The 12,365-nt window shown below is 68.4% G+C and carries 14 protein-coding genes and 1 pseudogene; 8 read left to right on the forward strand and 7 right to left on the reverse strand.

Annotated features, from left to right (window positions below; all coding sequences use genetic code 11):
- Nucleotides 1-63: 63 nt before the first annotated feature.
- The 3 genes from ACFFCA_RS11290 to ACFFCA_RS11300 all read left to right on the forward strand — a co-directional run bounded on the left by ACFFCA_RS11290 (nucleotide 64) and on the right by ACFFCA_RS11300 (nucleotide 2,608).
- Complete coding sequence (locus ACFFCA_RS11290) at nucleotides 64-537, forward strand: DUF4188 domain-containing protein (RefSeq protein WP_375484789.1); 474 nt, start codon at nucleotides 64-66, stop codon at nucleotides 535-537.
- A gap of 221 nt (nucleotides 538-758) precedes the next feature.
- Nucleotides 759-1,430 (forward strand): hypothetical protein, encoded by a 672-nt coding sequence (locus ACFFCA_RS11295; RefSeq protein ID WP_375484791.1) that lies wholly within the window; start codon nucleotides 759-761, stop codon nucleotides 1,428-1,430.
- A complete protein-coding gene (locus ACFFCA_RS11300; RefSeq protein ID WP_375484793.1) occupies nucleotides 1,427-2,608 on the forward strand; it encodes a PrsW family intramembrane metalloprotease in 1,182 nt (393 codons plus the stop codon). The genes ACFFCA_RS11295 and ACFFCA_RS11300 overlap by 4 nt, the downstream gene beginning before the upstream one ends.
- A gap of 575 nt (nucleotides 2,609-3,183) precedes the next feature.
- Here the strand turns inward: ACFFCA_RS11300 and ACFFCA_RS11305 are convergent.
- Entirely contained in the window at nucleotides 3,184-3,552 is a 369-nt protein-coding gene (locus tag ACFFCA_RS11305; protein ID WP_375484795.1) for a cupin domain-containing protein, read from the reverse strand.
- A gap of 193 nt (nucleotides 3,553-3,745) precedes the next feature.
- Here ACFFCA_RS11305 and ACFFCA_RS11310 point away from each other — a divergent pair, with 193 nt between their 5' ends.
- Both ACFFCA_RS11310 and ACFFCA_RS11315 read left to right on the forward strand, forming a co-directional pair.
- A complete protein-coding gene (locus tag ACFFCA_RS11310; protein ID WP_375484797.1) occupies nucleotides 3,746-4,153 on the forward strand; it encodes a RidA family protein in 408 nt (135 codons plus the stop codon).
- Nucleotides 4,154-4,278: 125 nt separating this feature from the next.
- Nucleotides 4,279-4,503 (forward strand): hypothetical protein, encoded by a 225-nt coding sequence (locus tag ACFFCA_RS11315; protein WP_375484799.1) that lies wholly within the window; start codon nucleotides 4,279-4,281, stop codon nucleotides 4,501-4,503.
- A 225-nt stretch (nucleotides 4,504-4,728) separates the two neighbouring features.
- Here ACFFCA_RS11315 and ACFFCA_RS11320 read toward each other — a convergent pair whose 3' ends face one another.
- Nucleotides 4,729-5,250: a GNAT family N-acetyltransferase gene (locus ACFFCA_RS11320; protein ID WP_375484801.1), complete on the reverse strand. Its 522-nt coding sequence runs from the start codon at nucleotides 5,248-5,250 to the stop codon at nucleotides 4,729-4,731.
- Nucleotides 5,251-5,288: 38 nt separating this feature from the next.
- On the opposite strand from ACFFCA_RS11320, the gene ACFFCA_RS11325 reads away from it, so the two are divergent.
- Nucleotides 5,289-5,846, forward strand: a complete 558-nt coding sequence (locus ACFFCA_RS11325) for a helix-turn-helix domain-containing protein (RefSeq protein WP_375484803.1) — start codon at nucleotides 5,289-5,291, stop codon at nucleotides 5,844-5,846.
- Nucleotides 5,847-6,019: 173 nt separating this feature from the next.
- Here the strand turns inward: ACFFCA_RS11325 and ACFFCA_RS11330 are convergent, their stop codons facing one another.
- Nucleotides 6,020-6,670: an efflux RND transporter periplasmic adaptor subunit gene (locus ACFFCA_RS11330; RefSeq protein ID WP_375484876.1), complete on the reverse strand. Its 651-nt coding sequence runs from the start codon at nucleotides 6,668-6,670 to the stop codon at nucleotides 6,020-6,022.
- Here ACFFCA_RS11330 and ACFFCA_RS11335 point away from each other — a divergent pair.
- Nucleotides 6,558-7,136, forward strand: a complete 579-nt coding sequence (locus tag ACFFCA_RS11335) for a hypothetical protein (protein ID WP_375484880.1) — start codon at nucleotides 6,558-6,560, stop codon at nucleotides 7,134-7,136. The genes ACFFCA_RS11330 and ACFFCA_RS11335 overlap by 113 nt on opposite strands.
- A gap of 578 nt (nucleotides 7,137-7,714) precedes the next feature.
- On the opposite strand, the pseudogene ACFFCA_RS11340 reads toward ACFFCA_RS11335, so the two are convergent.
- Nucleotides 7,715-8,014 (reverse strand): annotated as a pseudogene (locus ACFFCA_RS11340) (RND transporter); the annotation flags it as partial.
- 84 nt (nucleotides 8,015-8,098) lie between these two features.
- On the opposite strand from ACFFCA_RS11340, the gene ACFFCA_RS11345 reads away from it, so the two are divergent.
- Nucleotides 8,099-9,049, forward strand: a complete 951-nt coding sequence (locus ACFFCA_RS11345; RefSeq protein ID WP_375484805.1) for a hypothetical protein — start codon at nucleotides 8,099-8,101, stop codon at nucleotides 9,047-9,049.
- On the opposite strand, the gene ACFFCA_RS11350 is transcribed toward ACFFCA_RS11345, so the two are convergent.
- From ACFFCA_RS11350 to ACFFCA_RS11360, 3 genes are read right to left on the reverse strand one after another with little or no spacing between them, the layout of a single operon-like run.
- Nucleotides 8,992-10,227, reverse strand: a complete 1,236-nt coding sequence (locus ACFFCA_RS11350) for an ABC transporter permease (RefSeq protein WP_375484807.1) — start codon at nucleotides 10,225-10,227, stop codon at nucleotides 8,992-8,994. The genes ACFFCA_RS11345 and ACFFCA_RS11350 overlap by 58 nt on opposite strands.
- Nucleotides 10,224-10,928, reverse strand: coding sequence for an ABC transporter ATP-binding protein (locus tag ACFFCA_RS11355; RefSeq protein ID WP_375484809.1), 705 nt, complete (start codon nucleotides 10,926-10,928; stop codon nucleotides 10,224-10,226). Before ACFFCA_RS11355 ends, ACFFCA_RS11350 begins: the two co-directional genes overlap by 4 nt.
- Complete coding sequence (locus ACFFCA_RS11360) at nucleotides 10,925-12,358, reverse strand: efflux RND transporter periplasmic adaptor subunit (RefSeq protein ID WP_375484811.1); 1,434 nt, start codon at nucleotides 12,356-12,358, stop codon at nucleotides 10,925-10,927. Before ACFFCA_RS11360 ends, ACFFCA_RS11355 begins: the two co-directional genes overlap by 4 nt.
- Nucleotides 12,359-12,365: the final 7 nt, after the last annotated feature.

A 12,365-nucleotide genomic window follows, 5' to 3' on the forward strand; every position in this document is an offset into this window, starting at 1 on the left:
GCACCGCCGTCACGATCAACTGAATCTCACCCTCTCACAAGGCTGGAGTGGGACGCTGGCGCCATGACATCAGTTCGGCAGGGACGGCACACCGCAAGGATCGAGGGTGACTTCGTGGTGTTCCTGATCGGGTTTCGCCCCTCGTGGCGGCATCCGATCCGGTCGGCCCGGGACGTCGGCGGCCGGCGCGGCATGGGCCACATGCTGACGTATCTGACCGAGCATCCCGAGAAGGGACTGCTCGGCTTCCAGATGGGGCTGCCGGTGATCGTGCAGTACTGGCGCAGCTACGAGCAGCTCGAGGTGTTCGCCCGCGACCAGGACGATCCACATCTCGCGCCGTGGCGGACGTATTGGCGGCGCGTGCAGAAGAGCGGCCGTACCGGCATCTGGCACGAGACCTACCTGGTTCGCGCCGGGGAGTACGAATCGATCTACGCCAACATGCCGCCGTTCGGGCTGGGCAAGGCAACCGAACTCGTCCCGCTCGGCGAGGACAGCACGTCGCGTGGGCGCATCAAGCGCGTGCTGGGCTGACCAGCCGCGCCGCTGCGTCTGCGTCTCGCTTCGCGGTGATCGATGTTGTCCGTGACTGCCTGCCACGAAAACGATGACCAGTCTGACGAGCTCTCCATCGCCGTCGATACCGACTCAGGGACGGGTGGCCTGAAGATCACACCGGTTGAGCACCCTGGCCGCCGGCGTATGAGTCCCCTAGAGTTCGACCCATTCCGGGGGCGAACCCGAAAGGCCTGTCGATGACGACCGATTCCTCGCTGGTGGCCGCGAAACCGGATCCGTACCGCGTGCCGGTCGATGCGCGATGGCTGGGGCTGGACAAGCGCGCGCTGCGGCCGGCGCTGTTCGTGCTCGCCGTTGTCGTGCTGTTGGCCGGCGTCCTTCCCGCGATCGACAACTCGATCTCGTGGACCGACGAGACGAAGGCCGGCGACGTCATCAACCTGGGCGACGGGCTCACCTTCGTCCCACCGACCGGCTGGGCTCTCACCCAGGGCTTCCGTACGAGCGACCGGCCCGGTGTCCCGCCATCAGCGACCGAAGGCAACGCCGTCCTCGCGAACAATGGCGCTCAGATCGTGGTCCAGTCCGGTGAGTTCGACGGGTCGGCCGACGCGTTGGTCGATCGGTTGAACGACAACCTGCGCAAGAGTGACGGGTCCGGTTTCCGGGTGACCGGCGACCCGGCGTCGATCACGACCGCCGACGGGCGTACCGGGGTGACCGAGCAATACACGAACTCGGCGCATGACGGGCAGCTGGCCGCGTTCGTCATCCCCAGCGGCGACCTCATGAATGTCAGAACCCGGATCGGGCTCACCTTCAAGATCACCGGCCCGAACAACGGGCTGTCGTCGGTACGCGCCGACGTGCAGACCATGCTGCGGTCCGTCGCGACGTCGTCGTCGTGAGCTCGGCGGCCCCGGCGGTGGACGCTCGTCGTGAACGCGACAAGGCGCTGACCCACTCGGGGTGGGGAATGCCGTTCCGCCTCACGCAGCCACGCAACCTCTGCTGGTACGTGCTCCTGCTGGGTTGGGTGGGCGGCGTCGGCGTGGCCCTCAGTTTCATCCAGCCGACCGCGGCGGTGTACTCCACGGCGTTGACGATCGGCATCGTCGGCTGCGCCCTGTACGGGATCCCGTGGTGGCTCTACCTGAACCACCTGAACCGGCTGGCGATCGTGCCGCACCGCGCTGCGCTCACCGCGTTCGTCTGGGGGTTCGCCGCCGCCACGTTCTGGATCGCGATCCGCGCCAACGACGCGCTGCTGAGCATCTACGGGAAGCTGTTCGGACAGTCGTTCGTGAGGAACTACGGACCCGGCCTGGCCGCCCCGTTCACCGAGGAAACGGCGAAGATGCTGGGCCTGATCCTGCTCATCGGCCTGGCCCCGCACATCGTGCGCACCCCCTTCGACGGCTTCATCCTCGGCGCATTCATCGGCCTGGGCTTTCAGATCAGCGAGGACATCCTCTACGCGTTCCAGAGCGGGTCCGCGCAGTTCGGCACCAACCAGGTCGGGCAGGCCCTGCACATCATCGTGCTGCGAGCCGGGTCGGGATTCTTCTCCCACGCCATGTACAGCGCGATCTATTGCGCCGGGCTGATCTGGCTGCTCGATCGGGACGGCTCGCACCACCGCCTGCGCGGCGTGAGCCTGATGGTGCTGGCCATGGTGTTTCACGGCACGTGGGACCTCGGCGGTTCCTACCTCTACCCCGTCATGCCCGCCGCGGCAGCACTGTTCATCAACTACGCCGTCTCGATCGCTCTGTCGCTGCTCACCGTCCGTTGGGTGCTCGTCAGCGTCGAACGTGAGGCCAGCGGCTGGATCGAAGCGGTGCTGCGCCCCGAGATCGACAACGGCACCCTCAGCCCCACCGAAGTCGACGGCATCGCCGCCTGGCGGCGGAAGGACCGAAAGGCCTACCGGAAGACTTTCCACGGTCACCGCGCCAAGCACGCGGGAAAGCACCTGGTGGCCGCGGGCGAGGAACTGGCTGCCGCCCTCGCCCACGACGGTGACGAGGACACAAGCCGCGTCCGCTTCGCTCGCGCCGAGATCGCCCGGATCCGCGGCGGCTGACGCCGACACAGACGAGCGGACACAGCCCCAAGGACTTCCTGACTCAGGCATCCGCGCCATACCCGTCGGTAGGCGCGTCTTTGGCTTACGCCCATGCGGCGCGCGGATCGTTCCCTAGGTGTCGCATTGGGGTGACCCTGACCGGCGACGACCCGGGCGTGTCTTACGGAATTGAGGGACTCCAGCCGGGACAGGCGCACGTCAATCCGGGGATTAGGGCGTCGACGTCTCGTCAACGGGTCGGCTAATGGGCCGCAGGTAACTCGCCGGCATCAAGATTCGACTCGACGTCGGTTTGGGTTGTCTCGCCAGCATCGCCTCCATGATGATGCGCAGTGCATTGCGTTGCGTGCCGTTGAGCGGTGCGGTGAGGCCCGGGAGGCTCTCGGCGACCTTGAGGGACGTTGCGGTCGCGAAAAGATGCCCGGCGGGGATCAGCCCGACTCGGACGCCGCGTCCGTCGTCCTGGGCGACCACTCGTTGCACGAGGCCTCGCCGTTCTCCCCCAGCAGCAGTACTGAGTCACCCCCAATGCGGCCACCACGGACCTCGACCATCGTCCCCGGTCAGTACAGCTAGGCCAGCGAGTCGTCGTAGGCGGCGGTGAGAGCGCCGCCGGAATCGCCGGTGTTCACGACTCCGATGGGTTCGATCAGCAACGCCTGCACCTCGCCGTCCGCGATCGGACAGTGCTCGACCCCACGTGGGACGACAAATAACTGGCCCGGACAAAGCCTCACGTCGCCGTCGCGCAGTTGAATCGTAAGCTCGCCGCCGATCACGAGAAAGAGCTCGTCGGTGTCGTCATGGGTGTGCCACACGAACTCACCCCGGACTTTGACCACCTTGACCTCGTAGTCGTTGAGCCGGGCTACCACCTTGGGTGACCAGTGCTCAGAGAACATCGACAGCTTCTCGGCGAGGTCCACGGGCTCGTTTGCCATGACTCGATGCTCGCACAATCGCGCCACGATCGTCACTGGTTGGTGCAGCAGCGCGACATCCGAGCCCTCAGTTGCCGCAAGTCGACCGCCTCGCGGGACTGACCTGGCTGCGCGCCTCCCAACCACTGCTATCGACATCCGGGACGCGACCGGACCAGACTTGGCGCGTCAGCCCGCCGAGGAAAGAGAAGTCATGGCCGTCGAGCTCAGTCACCCCGAAGGTCTGCTTCGCCAGACCGACTATGCGCCGCTCGCGATTGGCACGGGGTCGCGCCTGCTGTTCCTTGCCGGGCAGACCGCCACGTCACCTGAGGGCATCGTGGAGGCTGATGACCTGGCCGGGCAGGTGTACGCCGCACTTCGCTACGTCGTCATCGGCATTCAAGGTGGCGGCGGCGAGGCCAAAGACATCGCGCGACTCACCTGCTACATACCTGACTGGCGGCTGGACAAGTGGGATGCCGTGCTCGACGGCGTCGGTCGGGCCCAGGAGTGCGAGGGTGTTGCCAAACCCATGCCACCCATCACGATCATCGGCGTGCAGGCGCTGTTCAACCCCCAACTCCTGGTCGAGATCGAGGCTATCGCGATCGTCGGCTAACCGGATGTCGGGCCGATCTTGCGCATGTGGTTGCGTCTGGTCGAAGTCTAGAGCGAGCACTCTGAACGACTAGCGAGCCGCTGAACCGCATTATCTGCGGGTCAGACCAGCGACACGCGCCGGACATGACGGCTCAGTTGGGCGAGCTGGCCCAGACTCAGGGGGTGACTTGGAGGCCGGACGATTTCGAGCCTGGCGACACGGTCGAGATTTTGACGCCGACGCTGCGGCGCAGCCAGCGACGGGGCACTTTCGTCGGACTGTTCAACCCGTTTCTGGCCCGGGTCGAGACCGCGAATGGACGACGCGCCGCCATTGACGTCGACCGCCTCCTCAAGCTCACTGGCTGATCTGCCCCCGGCTGCAAACTCCTGGCTCGCCGTGTTGGCGACAGGCCCGGGGCCATGGGCGCTCACCTGACGTAGGCGGCCAAGATGATCACCGCGGGCCGAAAGCGTGTCCCCTGCGGGACGGCAGGCGACGTGGGCAGGACCGAATGCTTGCGCTGGTCGAGGGCTCGAGGCCGCCCTGCAGCGGGTCGGCCATCAACCGACAGCTATTGGTATAGATGGGCACTAGATTGGCTCCGCCGGCGTCCCTGGTACGCCCATTAACCGACGCTGCGTCCAGGCGACGTCGTGCCAGCGGTCGTGTTTCCACCCGATCTCGCGGAAGACCCCAACCGGCTCGAAGCCCATCGATCGATGCAGCCCCTCGCTCGCCGGGTTGGGCAGCGTCATGCCGGCTGCCGCGGTTCGATAACCCCGTGCGACAAGCCGCTCGAACAGCGCCTGGTACAGCGCACGTCCGACGCCGCTGCGACGCAAGCCGGGCTCGAGATAGACGCTGACCTCGCACGCCCAGCGGTACGCCGCGCGGCTCTTGTACGGCCCGCCGTAGGCATAACCGACCACAGTGTCGTCGCGCTCGGCCACGAGCCAGGCGTGGGTGCGCTGCGCGGTTGCGATGCGCTCTGCGAACTCGGCGGCGTCCGGCGGCGTCAGCTCGAAGGTGATGGCGGTCTCGCGGACGTAGGGTGCGTAGATCGCGGCGCATGCGGCCGCGTCCGTCTCAACGGCGGATCGGATCGACGTCACGTCATTATCATAGGCACAAGAGCACTATAGTGACAGGCGTGGACGACACCCTTGGCTCGGCGATCGCCGCCACCCTGCACCACGCTCGCGCTTCACAAGGGTGGTCAGTGGCTACGCTGGCCGAGCGAGCCGGCGTCTCGCGAGCCATGATCGGCAAGATCGAACGGGGTGAGGCGCAGCCCACCGCGGTGCTGCTCGGCCGGTTGTCCGGTGCGCTGGGCTGGTCGCTGTCGCAGCTGTTGGCGCGAGCCGAAGGCGACACGGGACGGGTCGCGCGGCGCGCCGCCCAGGCCGTCTGGACCGACCCCGGCACCGGCTACGTCCGCCGCGCGGTGTCACCCAACACCGGCGGACCGCTCGAGCTGGTCGAAGTCGAACTGCCCGCCGGCGCCGAGGTCGCATTCCCAGTGGAGTCCTACCTCCACGCGCACCACCAGATCTGGGTGCTGGACGGACATCTTGTGTTTCGCGACGACGACACTGAGCACGAGCTGGCGGCCGGCGACTGCTTGGAACTCAGCACGCCGCGACCCGGCGCCTACCTCAACCGCAGTGACGCGCCGTGCCGATACCTGGTCGTGCTCGCCCGCCGCTAGCCATTACTACCCGCCGCTTTCATGTTCGCGCCAATCGCTCGAAGCTTTCGCCGCGGTAAAAGCGCCAGATTCTTGTGTCCTACGCAGAGGTCCTCGGGTCGCGTGTGTAGTCGAGAACGACTTTGCGAAGCGACCGTTGGGAGGTGCCGGGGCAAGCGATGCGGCCGGTCGTGTCAGCGACCCCTTGGACCTGTGCCGAAGCTGCCGCCCTCGAACGCGCCTCGGTTCGAGGTCGTGGTGCTGGTCGGGGTGGCTTCCGACGTATCTGCCAGCACGACCTGCTGACCCGACGCGAGGCCCGTCTTGACCTGCACGCTCGTCGCGCCGACAACGCCGACCGTGACAGCGGTCTGGGCGGAGGTGCCGCCACGGTACAGATTGACCGTGTGCCGGGTGCCGGTCGTGTGCAGGGCCGACAGCGGGACGACGAGCGCGTTGGAGGCTGTGCCCACATCGACGGACACCTGCGCGCCCTCGCCGTCGTATAGACCGGTCGTCGCGTTGGCCAGCTCGACGGTGACGGTGTACGTCGACGACGAGCCGGTGCTGCTCGAGGAGTTGAGCAGCCCCACGTACGTGACACGGGCCGGTAGGGCGGAGGTGCGCCCGTCGACGGTGATGTGAGCGCTCTGCCCGACCTTGATCAGGTTAATGGCGGACAGCGGAATGGCGAGCTGCACCGACAGCGGGCCGTCACCCACGACCTGGATCGTGTCGTTGCTCGAGCCGGCGCTGACAGTCGAGCCCTTGCTCAAGCCGACCGACGCCACCGTGCCGGTGACCGGCGAGGTCAGCGCGGCGCTCGTCAATTGGTTTTGCGCCACGGCGACTGCGGCCTTGGCGGCCGCGACGGCCGCGACGTCTGCCGCAAGTTTCTCGCTCGTGACAGCAACCGTGGTCGAGCCGCTCGCGCCTGTTGCGGAGTTGCCGCTGCTGCTGGATCTGGCCGATCCCGATCCCGCCGTCGTGCCGCGCTGCGTCGACCGGGAGGTGCCGGATCCACCCGAGGTGGACCCGGAACCGGTGCCCGAGCCGGTCTTCGAACCCGAGCCGGTCCTCGAGCCGCCCGTGCCGGAGCCGGTGCCCGTGCCGCCGGTGCCGGAGCCGGTGCCCGTGGCGCCCGTGCCGGAGCCGCTGGCCCTCGCGGCTTCTTGCAGGGCAGTCACTGCCGAGTTGAACGCGGTCAGTGCTGCCGCGACATCGCTGGAGCTGTCGCGAGCGTCGTCGACGGCAGCCGAGCATGTGGTGGGGTCGACCGCAGACCGCTGCGCGGCGATGGTCACGGTGTAGGTCTTGCCCTGGGTGAGCCCCGTGAGCGTCCACGAGCCACTCGGCCCAGGTGTGACCTGCTGGCCGCCTGCAGACACCGAGGTGGTGTCCGCCCCGGTCGAGCCACTGATGGTGCCGTCGGCATCGGCAGCTGCGTTCACCGTGCTGGTGCTGGAGCTTGTCGTGGCTGCGCACTGGGTCGCGACGGTGTCCAGCTCGCTGTTGAGAGCGCCGGCGAGCGCCTTTGCTGCGGCGGTGACCTTGGCTGCTGCAGACGACATCGTGGAGCTGCCGCCGGCCGGTGCAGCCGTGCCGGCCTTCGGCCCGGGCGATGGGGTGGTCGACGAGCGTGCCGCGGTGAATACCGCGGCGGTGGCATCGCCGGCGCGAGTCACCGCGGACCTCGTCGTGACCGTCGTGCTTCCGGTGCTCGTCGTGCCGCCTGTTGCCGATCCGATTCCAGTCGTGGTCGGGGTGCCGGATGCGTTCGAGGTGCTTGTGCCGTCCTCGTCGTCCGTCAACGTCTCCTTGGCCTGCGCCAGCGCGTTCTGGGCACTCGCCACTGCGGAGCTCAGTGAGGTCTTGTCCATCGTGGCGAGAGTCTGGCCTGCCCGCACCCGGTCGCCCACGGCAACGGCAACGGAGCCCACCGTTCCGGAGACGGCGAAGGATGCGTCAGCGACGCGTGAGGCGGCCAGCGTTCCGTCGGCACCGACGACCTGACTGACGGATCCGGTGGTGACTGTGGCCAGGCGGTAACGGGGCCCGTGTGAGCCGCTCATGGCGTAGGCGGTTCCTGCTCCACCGGCAACGACCACGACGGCGGCGCCGGTCGCGATCGCCTTGCGTCGGCGACGCTGCCGCCGCCGGGCACGGACGGCCTCGCGGGTCGTCGTCATTTGGATCCGCCCGGGTTCGCCCCACCCGGACGGCCGCCGAAGCCACCGACCGTGCAGGCACCGTTCGTCTTCTGACTGAGCGCGATGGACGTGGCGGTCACGGCGCCGCTGGTCGCGGTCTTGCCCTGCACGACGGCACAGAGCCCGACCTTCGCTGCCGAGCTGGTTGAGCTCACCTCAGTGGTGTACATCGTGCTCGAGCTCAAGGTGACGGTCCGTAAGACCGTACTGGCCGCCGCGCCTGCGGCGGCGCGGCGCGACTGTTGCACGGTCACCGTGGTGCCGCTGACCTTCGTGACCTTGCCGAAGACAAATCCTCCGAAGGCACCCCGGTTCCCGCGAGCCCCGCCCGGCGCGCCCGACGGGCGGTTGGTCGACATGCCCGACGGTGCTCCGCTCCGTCGGATGCCGCCGGTGCGGGGTCCACCGCCGCTGAACCCGGCAGAACAGGTGCCGTTCTTCGTCGCGCTCACCCGAACGGTCGAAGCCGCGACCGGAGCCGTGGTCGAGGTGGATGCGCCCGACCCCGAGGCCGAAGCCGGTGTCGACCCAGCGGCCGAGCTGGTCACGGAGACGCACGAGCCGACCTTGACGGCCGCGGCGTTGGTCGCCGCGGTCAGGGTGAACTTCGTCGATGCCGCGTACATGACAGCGGTCTGTTCCGAGGTGTTCTGCACCTGCAGAGTGGATCCGCTACGGGCGGCGATCTCGCCGGACGCGGCGGATCCTGCCCCGCGTCCCGTCGGCGCACCTGCGGCACCGGTTCCGGCCGAAGACCCGGCGGCGGGGGCGGCAGAGCTTGCCGTGCTGCCGGAGCTGCCGGAGCTGCCGCACGCAGCGAGGGCGGCGGCGGCGAGTACCGCGGTTCCGGCCAGGACTACGCGGGCGGGCGAGGTGAGGTGCTTCATCGAGATTCCCATTTCGCTGGTGGTGCAGAGCAGGTGCGCGGACGAGGTGAGATCGGCGCGGTGCGCGGGTCAGTCGCTGCGCAGGGCGTCGATCGGTGCGAGCCGGGCGGCGCGGGTGGCCGGGTAGACGCCGAAGATCAATCCGATGGCCACGGCGATTGCGATGGAGCCGACGACCGCGGTGCCGGAGATGGTGATGGTGTTGGAGATGAAGTGCGGAATGATTCTGGCGCCGCCGATGCCGAGCGCGGCGCCCAGCACTCCGCCGAGCAGGCCGAGCACGGAGGCCTCGACGAGGAACTGCCGGCGGATGAGGATCGGCGTGGCGCCCAACGCCTTGCGCAGGCCGATCTCACGGGTCCGTTCGGACACCGACACGAGCATGATGTTCATGACACCGATGCCGCCGACGAGCAGCGACAGGATGGCGACGCCGATGAGCAGGACGTCGAGGGTGTCGTTGACGCTGCTGGCGGTCGACAGCAGCGAGGCCTGCGTCGCGATGGTGAAGTCCGCGCTACTGGGGGTGCTGATCGAGTGTCGCGCCAGGAGGATGGCGTCGATCTCTTGGTAGGCCGCGGAGATCGTCGAGTTCGAGCGTGCGCTGACGTAGACCGTCGACAGCATGCTGCGGGTGGCTCCGGACGACAGCCGTTGGGAATAGGTACTGAGCGGCACGACGGCGGTGTCGTCGAGGTTGCTGGAGGAGTCCGAGCCGGCCGACTTCAGCACGCCGAGGACCGTGAAGGTGGTGTCGTCGATCGTCAGGGTCTGCCCGAGCGCGAAGTTTGGGTTTCCGAACAGCTCCGACGCGGTCTCCGAGCCCAGAACGACCTTTGTCGCTGCCGCTGACTCGTCGGCGCGGGTGAAGAACGTGCCGCTGGACAGTGACCGCGCCCGCACCGAGCGCCAGGCCGTTGTGGATCCGACCACGGTGGTCGTCCAGTTCGTGCTGCCGTTCTCCAGCTCGAGCGAGCTCGACACGGTCGGTGCGATGGCCTTGATGTCCGGCGCCGCCGTCGTGGACTCGAGGGCGTCGGCGTCGGCGACGGTCAGCGTCGACGCCGATCCTTGCCCACCGCGGACGCCGCTCGAGCTGGTGGTGCTGCCGGGCGAGACGACCAGCAGGTTGCTGCCCAGCGCGCTGATCGAGGCGTTGACCGACGATCGGGAGCCTTGCCCGAGCCCGACCGACAACACGACGGTGGCGATGCCGATGAGGATGCCCAGCACGGTCAGCGCCGAGCGCAGCCGGTGCGCGCGCAGGGCCTGCAGCCCGGTGCGTGCCGTGTCGGACCAGTTCATGCCGTCACCGCGCCGGACAGCGTGCCTTCCTCGAGTGCGCCGTCGAAGACCCGCACGGTGCGCCGGGCCCGGTCGGCGACCGCGTTCTCGTGCGTGATCAGCACGATCGTGCGTCCGGTGGCGCACAGCTCGTCGAGCAGGTCGAGCACGTCGGCGGTGGAGTGGGAGTCCAGGTTGCCGGTCGGCTCGTCGGCCAGGATCATCGCCGGCTCGGTCACCAGCGCCCGGGCCACCGCGACGCGCTGCTGCTGTCCACCGGACAGCTCACCGGGGCGGTGGTCGACGCGATCGGCGAGCCCGACGCGGGCCAGGGCTGCGGCAGCACGCTCGCGCCGCTCGTCCCGACCGACACCGGCGTAGACGAGCGGGAGCTCGACGTTGCGCACGGCGCTCAGCGACGGCAACAGGTTGAACTGCTGGAACACGAACCCGATGCGCTGGTTGCGGATGTCGGCGAGCTCCTCCTCGTCCATCTCGGCGACGTCGTCGCCGGCCAGCCGGTAGGAGCCGCTGGACGCGACGTCGAGGCAGCCCAGGATGTTCATCAGCGTCGATTTGCCGGAGCCGGACGGGCCGACGATGGCGACGTACTCCCCCGCCTCGACGTCCAGCGAGACCCCGCGCAGCGCCTCGAACTCGATGACGCCGGTGCGGTAGAGCTTGCACACCTCGCGCAGCGAGATGATCGCCTCGCCCGTCACCGTCCGCCCCCGGGTGCACCACCGGCGCCGCCGGCCGGGAATCCCCCGGTGCCGCCACCCGGGAACCCACCGGTGCCGCCACCGAAGTAGCCGCCCGTCCTGCCGAACCGCGTAGTCGACCTGTTGCCGGTTCCCGCGCCAGTGGTCCGCCTGACGGTGGTGACGTAGACCCGCTGCCCGGAGCTCAGGCCCGACACGATCTGGGTCGTGCCGCCGGAGCTCAGTCCCGTCTTCACGGTCTGCTTGGTCTTCGTACCCGACTTGTCGAGGTAGACGAAGCTCGTCGTTCCCGCGGTGTGGACTGCGGTGGTGGGGACGGTCGGCACGTTGACGACCTGTTTGTAGATGATCGACGCCGTCGCCGAGGCGCCGTCGTGCAACCCGGTGGGCGACCCCGTGACCGCGATGGTCACCGGGTAGCTCGCCGATGATGAGGTGGACGAACCCGAGGACAGCACCGCCACCGAGGACACGGTGCCGAAGACGGTGCCGGTGACGTTGTCGGTGGTGATCTGGGCCTGGTCACCCTTGGCGATGAGCCCGACCTCGGTGTCGTCCACGCTGGCCGACACCGTCCAGGATCTGCCGCCGACGATGACGAAGTCACCGGACGTCGTCGATGAGCTTGTCGTGCCACCCGCCTCCCCCGTGGTCGACCCGCTGCCGCCTGTTCCGCCCGTGGAGCCCGAGCCGCCGGATCCGCCGGACGAGCCGCTGCCGCCGGAGCCGGTGTTGGAGCTGCCCGAGCTGTCCGTGGCCGACGAGCTGGACCCGGAGGCTACGTCCCCTGTCTCGACGTTGACCGCTGCGACCGTTCCCGCGATGGGCGAGGTGAGAATGGCATTGTCGAGCGCGGTCCCGGCGTCGGTGACCGCGCTCTTGGCGCTGGTCACCGACGCTCTGTCGGCCGCCAGCTGAGCAGCGGTCGTCGTCGAGCTGTCCTCTGCTGTCGCCAGTGTCGACTTCGCGGTGGCCAGCCCCGCCTTGGCTTGCGCCAGCGTCGACTTCAGCGTGACCGTCGCGATCGTGCCTAGGACCTCACCCTTCGTGACCTTGTCCCCAATTGCCACCTTCACCGAGGTGACCTTCGCGTCGGAGCCGAAGCTGACGTCATCGGTGTCGGCGGCGGCGAAGGTGCCGGACGTCGACACCGACGCCTTGACCGTGCCCGTGCCCACCGTGGACAGGCTGGTAGTAGTCCGCGCGCCTCCTGCTGCGGGGCTGCTGGAACCACCCGTGAACACGAACGCCGACACAACTGCGGCAACGACAACCAGGACGACGACGCTGACCAACGGCCGGGCCACGACCACTCGCTTGGTCCACCGGGCCGCACGGTGCGCCGCGGGGTCGGGTTTCAGCAGTTCGTCGGCCTGGTCGTCGGATGCGGACGTCGACATCTGCCCATGCACGGGCGTGGCGCTGCTCATGGAACCC

The organism is uncultured Jatrophihabitans sp. (genome assembly GCF_964252635.1).
In the GTDB taxonomy this organism is placed as follows: domain Bacteria; phylum Actinomycetota; class Actinomycetes; order Mycobacteriales; family Jatrophihabitantaceae; genus Jatrophihabitans.

Bases quoted from the DNA above. Each gene is read 5' to 3' on its own strand.
- ACFFCA_RS11315 (WP_375484799.1), top strand. From the start codon at position 4,279: ATGACGGCTCAGTTGGGCGAGCTGGCCCAGACTCAGGGGGTGACTTGG.
- ACFFCA_RS11345 (WP_375484805.1), top strand. From the start codon at position 8,099: ATGGACGTGGCGGTCACGGCGCCGCTGGTCGCGGTCTTGCCCTGCACG.
- ACFFCA_RS11305 (WP_375484795.1), bottom strand. From the start codon at position 3,552: ATGGCAAACGAGCCCGTGGACCTCGCCGAGAAGCTGTCGATGTTCTCT.
- ACFFCA_RS11295 (WP_375484791.1), top strand. From the start codon at position 759: ATGACGACCGATTCCTCGCTGGTGGCCGCGAAACCGGATCCGTACCGC.
- ACFFCA_RS11350 (WP_375484807.1), bottom strand. From the start codon at position 10,227: ATGAACTGGTCCGACACGGCACGCACCGGGCTGCAGGCCCTGCGCGCG.
- ACFFCA_RS11290 (WP_375484789.1), top strand. From the start codon at position 64: ATGACATCAGTTCGGCAGGGACGGCACACCGCAAGGATCGAGGGTGAC.
- ACFFCA_RS11360 (WP_375484811.1), bottom strand. From the start codon at position 12,358: ATGAGCAGCGCCACGCCCGTGCATGGGCAGATGTCGACGTCCGCATCC.
- ACFFCA_RS11310 (WP_375484797.1), top strand. From the start codon at position 3,746: ATGGCCGTCGAGCTCAGTCACCCCGAAGGTCTGCTTCGCCAGACCGAC.